Annotated in this window: 5 protein-coding genes and 1 tRNA gene; 5 read left to right on the forward strand and 1 reads right to left on the reverse strand. The window is 34.6% G+C overall.

Translation table 11 applies throughout. The annotated features are described in order from the left end of the window. Positions 1–82: 82 nt before the first annotated feature. From citD to SOR77_RS09335, 5 genes are all read left to right on the forward strand, one after another. Positions 83–376, forward strand: a complete 294-nt coding sequence (citD, locus tag SOR77_RS09315) for a citrate lyase acyl carrier protein (protein WP_320636830.1) — start codon at positions 83–85, stop codon at positions 374–376. Next, positions 373–1266 carry an aldolase/citrate lyase family protein gene (locus SOR77_RS09320; protein ID WP_320636831.1) on the forward strand — a complete coding sequence of 298 codons (894 nt, stop codon included), beginning with the start codon at positions 373–375 and terminating at the stop codon, positions 1264–1266. The genes citD and SOR77_RS09320 overlap by 4 nt, the downstream gene beginning before the upstream one ends. Continuing rightward, positions 1263–2810: a citrate lyase subunit alpha gene (citF, locus tag SOR77_RS09325; protein ID WP_320636832.1), complete on the forward strand. Its 1548-nt coding sequence runs from the start codon at positions 1263–1265 to the stop codon at positions 2808–2810. Before SOR77_RS09320 ends, citF begins: the two co-directional genes overlap by 4 nt. 69 nt (positions 2811–2879) lie before the next feature. Further along, a complete protein-coding gene (locus tag SOR77_RS09330) occupies positions 2880–3560 on the forward strand; it encodes a GntR family transcriptional regulator (RefSeq protein WP_320636833.1) in 681 nt (226 codons plus the stop codon). 18 nt (positions 3561–3578) lie between these two features. Then, complete coding sequence (locus SOR77_RS09335; protein WP_320636834.1) at positions 3579–4865, forward strand: 2-hydroxycarboxylate transporter family protein; 1287 nt, start codon at positions 3579–3581, stop codon at positions 4863–4865. Positions 4866–5055: 190 nt separating this feature from the next. Here the strand turns inward: SOR77_RS09335 and SOR77_RS09340 are convergent. Further along, positions 5056–5131, reverse strand: a tRNA-Thr gene (locus SOR77_RS09340). Between the last annotated feature and the right edge of the window lie 193 nt (positions 5132–5324).

Here is a 5324-nt window from a genome sequence, read left to right on the forward strand (position 1 = left end):
GTCAAAAGTGGGCATCTATAATTTATAATATGAAAAGTAATTGAAATTGAAGTTTTAGAAAACGATTGTTTTGGAGGTAATTATGGAATTAAAACATGATGCAGTTGCCGGAACTTTGGAGTCCAGCGACGCATTGGTTAGAATTGAACCGGCTGAAGATTTACAAGTTGAAATTGAAAGTTCAGTTATGGCTCAATTTGGGCGCCAAATTAATGAAACAGTTAGAGCGGTTTTAAAAGATTTAGAAGTTGAAAAGGCAAAAGTACGAGTTCAAGATAAAGGAGCTTTAGAATGTACTCTAAAAGCAAGAGTTGAAACAGCAGTTTTTAGAGCAGTGGATCAAACTTCAAATTTACCATGGGGGTCAAAAATATGAGAAGAGATATTAGACGTACAATGATGTTTTTAAATGCTCAAAAAGCATCATTGGTAAAAGACCCTTATGTATATGGTGCGGACTGTGTGATTTTAGATTTAGAAGATGCGGTTGCTGAAAGTGAAAAAGATTCTGCGAGAATTCATCTTTACAACACTTTGAAGAGTAGAGATTACGGAGACACGGAAGTATGGGTTAGAATCAATGCTGTTGATTCAGAATATTTTAAAGAAGATGTAAGAGCTTCTGTTGCCGGCGGATGTGACGGGATAAGGATACCGATGACTGAAACAGCAGAAGATGTAATAAAGACAGCAGAAGAAATTACAAAGGCTGAAGAAGAGTTTGGAATAGAAAAGGGCAAGACTATGATTATGGCGGCTCTTGAATCTCCTCTTGGTGTTTTAAATGCTTACCAAATATGTAAAGCAAGTGACAGAATGATGGGCGTTGCACTTAGTGCGGGAGATTTCAGAAGAACTATGCATGCGCAAACCACAAAGACCGGAGAAGAACTTTTCAGTGCAAGGTCTATGATTGTGTTGAGTGCAAGAGCAGCCGGGGTTATGTGCTTTGATACTGTTTATACAGACCTTGAAGATGAAGCAGGTCTTATAAAAGAAACTGAACTTATAAGAAATATGGGATTTGATGGAAAAAGTGTAATCAATCCTAGACAAATAGAAACAATACACAATGTATTTAATCCAACACAAAAACAAATAGAAGAAGCTCAAAGGATTGTGCTTGCTGTTGAAGAAAATAAGAAAAAAGGAATAGGTGTAATGATTGTAGATGGCAAGATGGTTGATATAGCTCATGTTGAAGGAGCTGTGAGAAACTTAAAATTAGCCAAAGCTGCAGGATTATATAAGGGGGATCTCGTATGAAAAATAGTTTAGGTAGAGAGATACCTGATGAGTTATTAAAAGGTGGAATAGAAGTTTTCCAAGGAGCTGAACACAGAAAAGATTATGTATACACAAAAGCAGCGCCAACTGTAAAAGCTAATATTTCAAGTGGAGAATCAAAATTAGTAGATACAATTAAAGAGGCAATTGAAAAAGCAGGATTAAAAGACGGAATGACAATATCTTTTCACCACCATTTGAGAAATGGAGATTATGTGTGTGCTGAAGTTATGGATGTAATCCATGAAATGGGGATTAAAGATTTATTCGTGTGTGCATCAAGTCTTGGAAAAGCTCATGCAAATATGGTTCCTATGATTGAAGATGGAACTATAACCGGTATTTCTTCAAGTGGTGTTAGAGATGAAATAGGCGAAGCTCTTTCGGCAGGTAAGTTAAAAAATCCGGCATGGATTAGAAGTCATGGCGGACGTGTTAGGGCAATTGAAACCGGTCAAGTAAAAATTGATGTTGCATTTATCGCAGCTTCAAGCTCTGATGTTATAGGAAATGCATCGGGGAAAGGTGGAAAGAATGATTGCGGGGTTTTATCTTATGCAGATGTAGATGCAAAATATGCAGATAAAGTTATAGTAATTACAGATACTATTAAAGAGACTCCAAACTTTCCGGCGCCAATTGAGTCAGTTGATGTAGACTATGTCGTAAAAGTAGATGAAATAGGAGACCCTAGTAAGATTGCATCAGGAGCAATAAGGATGACAAATGATGTAAGAGAGCTTAAGATGGCTGAGTACTGTGCAAAGGTAGTGGCTTCAACTGAATGGTTTAAAGAAGACTTCACATTCCAAACAGGAGCGGGCGGAGCATCTCTTGCAGTAACAAGATTCCTAAAGAAATATATGGATGAAAAGAATATTAAAATGGGTTGGGGATTAGGAGGTATAACCGAACCGATGGTAAATCTATTAAGAGAGGGATATATTAAAAAACTTATAGATGACCAGGCATTTGACGTTGCATCTGTTAAATCAGCTTATGATGACCCAAAACATTTTGAAATATCTTGTTCACAATATGCTAACCCAATGAACAAGGGAGCTTTTGTAAATTATCTTGACTACGTAATTTTAGGTTGTCTTGAAATAGATACTGACTTTAATGTAAATGTTGTTCAAGGGTCTGACGGTAAAATTCAAGGGGCACCTGGCGGGCATCCTGATACAGCTCAAGGAGCAAATTGTACAATAATAGTAGCCCCACTTATCAGAAGCAGACTTGCAACAGTTAGAAGAAGCTTAACTTCAATAACTACACCGGGAGAAACTATCGATGTCTTAGTAACAGACTATGGAGTGTGTGTAAACCCTAATAGAAAAGATATATTAGAGCAACTAGAAAAAACAGACTTACCTTTAAAGACAATTGATGAGTTAGCTGAAATTGCTGAGTCAATAGTAGGAGTAGCTGATCCGATTGAATTTGAAGATAAAGTTGTAGCTCTGGTTGAATATAGAGATGGAACCATTATAGATGTAATTAAAAAACCTAAATATTTATAAAAATATATGTGTGAAATCATAAAATTATTCTATAGAATGGGTAAAAATAATCTAACATAGGAGGGTTTTATGATCACATTAGCTGAAAATTTATATTTAGATTTGAGAAAGAGAGTAGTTGCTGGAGAGTGGGATGTCGGTCAGCGCATTAATGAAAAAGAGCTGGCAGAGAGTTTACACGTATCCAGGACTCCTCTTAGAAAAGCATTACAAGAAATTTGTAAAGAAGGTTTATTAGATTATACTAAAAACTTTGGCTATCATATAAAGCTAATTTCTATAGATGATGTAAATGAAATTTACAAGATAAGAATATCTCTGGAAAAATTGGCATTCAAAGAAGCAGCTAAAAATTTAACTAAGAAAAGTATAGATGATATTAATAAAATTTTAGAATACTCAGAATTTGCAGCATCTAAAAAAGACAGTGAAAGCTTGATAAGGTATTCAAATGAATACAACGAAGAAATTTATAAGTTGGCTAAGATGCCAAGACTTAGAATTATACAAACAGGCTTACAAAACTACTTATCAAGATTTAGACAAATCTCATTTAGTGGAGATGAGAGAGATAGAAGTAGGCTTGCAGTTGAAGAACATCGTCTAATATTAGAGGCGATGATAGAGAAAGATGAAGCTAAATTAAATGCTATTATAGAACAGCATTTAAATAGGTCTTATGAATATATAATTGAAATAGTAAATTATGAAAATAATAAGGCCAAGGAGATGAAAATTGAAGATAATTGATTTGAGAAAGGGGAAAATATGAACAAAAAATATTTCGGTATGAGTATACCAATGTTATTGGCACTCTCGATGGGGGTTCTTGCAGCAACTTATCTTGGAGTTTTGACAACTGATATAGTTGGCGGAGTTGCACTTATGTTAGTAATAGGGGTAATCCTGAATGAGATAGGAGATAGAATTCCTATTTGGAACACTTATGTAGGTGGCGGACTTGTATTAGCATTCTTAGGTACAGCGGCATTAAAAGACTATAAAGTGATCCCGGAACAATATATAGACCTTATGGACCAAGTAACATCAGATATGGGAATTTTAAATTTATTTATAATTGTATTGATAACAGGTTCAATATTGGGACTTAATAGAGAATTAATGCTTAAATCATTTGCAGGTTATATACCGGCTATATTAGGAGGTTTAGCAGGAGCTAGTTTACTGGGTATTTTGGGTGGCATTATATTTGGAGTTAGCCCAACAGAAACCCTTATTAAATATGTGTTACCAGTTATGGGTGGAGGGAATGGAGCCGGAGCAGTTCCACTCAGCCAAATCTACGAAAGAGTTACAGGAAACTCAGCTGGAGATTATTATTCATTCGCAATAGCAATCTTAACAATAGCTAATATATTTGCAATAATTTCAGGTGGGGTTTTAAATAAAATCGGGAACTCAAAAAAGTCTTTAACCGGAGATAAAACTAACCTTATGAGAAATAACAGTGAAATAGTTTACACAGAAGATAATTATGAACCTGGAATTAAAGAATATGTAGGAGCAATGTTATTAGGACTTACATTTTACCAAGTAGGGGTTATATTTTCCAAGACATTATGGCCAATGGTATCAACACAAGTGCCAATTCATCAATTTGCTTGGATGATAGTTTTCGTGGCACTTGCAAATGGGCTTGGAATTATACCGGGTGAACTTAGAACGGCATGTAAGAAAATGCAAACTTTCTTTACTAAAAACATGATTCTAATCATAATGGTTGGAGTTGGAGCAGACACATCTCTATTTGAATTAGGAGCAGCAATAACTTTAAGTAATACAGTAATGGCTCTTCTAATAGTTATAGGAGCTATACTAGGTTCAGCTATAATTGGATACTTTGTAGGTTTCTATCCAATAGACTCAGCGGTAACAGCAGGTCTTTGTATGGCAAACAGAGGAGGATCCGGAGATATAGCAGTTCTTGGAGCAGCAGACCGTATGGGACTTATATCCTATGCACAATTATCATCAAGACTTGGCGGTGGTATGGTACTAGTAATAGGAAGTATAGTCTTTGGTTTATTATTATAAAAAGTAAAAAGATATAACAAAGGGTGAGCTTATAATTGAGTTCACCTTTTAAGTTGTCGGAAAATATGTAGTAAGAAAAAATAAACAGAAAGTAGAAAATTGTTTTAAATAAAAAAGAGCATCTGTTTAAGATGCAATTTTATTTTATAACCAACCGCCGCCGTTTTCCACCGACTAGCAAGGCATTAAATGGAGCTAACGACGGGATTTGAACCCGTGACCTCTACATTACCAATGTAGTGCTCTACCTACTGAGCTACGATAGCAAAATTTTAAATTAATTATCAACTTGATTGGAAATTATTAATTTAAGATAATAATTTACTTCAAAACTTAATAAATGCTATGTAAATAATATAATTGTTATTTAAAATTATGTCAATGATCTTTAATATAAAAATATTTTCAATAATCTTCTCTATATTTATTGTCTATTTTTAAAATTTACTCTATACTCTT

Source organism: Peptoniphilus sp. (genome assembly GCF_034090345.1).
Taxonomy (GTDB): Bacteria; Bacillota; Clostridia; order Tissierellales; family Peptoniphilaceae; genus Peptoniphilus.

What these genes read in the sequence shown, in the direction of transcription:
- citD (WP_320636830.1), top strand. Translation starts at nt 83, where the DNA reads ATGGAATTAAAACATGATGCAGTTGCCGGAACTTTGGAGTCCAGCGAC.
- SOR77_RS09320 (WP_320636831.1), top strand. Translation starts at nt 373, where the DNA reads ATGAGAAGAGATATTAGACGTACAATGATGTTTTTAAATGCTCAAAAA.
- citF (WP_320636832.1), top strand. Translation starts at nt 1,263, where the DNA reads ATGAAAAATAGTTTAGGTAGAGAGATACCTGATGAGTTATTAAAAGGT.
- SOR77_RS09330 (WP_320636833.1), top strand. Translation starts at nt 2,880, where the DNA reads ATGATCACATTAGCTGAAAATTTATATTTAGATTTGAGAAAGAGAGTA.
- SOR77_RS09335 (WP_320636834.1), top strand. Translation starts at nt 3,579, where the DNA reads ATGAACAAAAAATATTTCGGTATGAGTATACCAATGTTATTGGCACTC.